Consider the following 294-nt stretch of genomic DNA (forward strand, 5'->3'; position numbering starts at 1 on the left):
CCTACCTCTCCTCTGTAAGAGCGGTATCGCTTGACCTTAATCGCTGCTTTAAGTGAGAGGGTTCCCATCAGGCGCTGAACAGCTTTATGGTTAATCTGTTTCCCTTCTCGATGAAGAGACAGCGTTACCCTACGGTATCCGTATCGGCCTCTATTCTCGTGATAAATCTCACTAATACGCTTTTTAACGTCCGCATACTTGTCAGGCTTGCTGAGAGCCTTTAGATGATAATAAAACGTACTGCGCGGTATCTCCGCAGCCCTGAGAAGCTCATCAAGAGGATAAAACTGCCTT

At 46.9% G+C, this 294-nt stretch carries 1 protein-coding gene; it reads right to left on the bottom strand.

What is annotated here, in order from left to right; all coding sequences use genetic code 11:
- Positions 1–294: IS3 family transposase (locus SB756_RS29250; RefSeq protein ID WP_410913040.1), on the bottom strand; the 294-nt coding region annotated here is incomplete at both ends.

The sequence above is a fragment of the Pseudomonas sp. SIMBA_068 genome, assembly GCF_046534705.1.
Classification (GTDB): domain Bacteria; phylum Pseudomonadota; class Gammaproteobacteria; order Pseudomonadales; family Pseudomonadaceae; genus Aquipseudomonas; species Aquipseudomonas putida.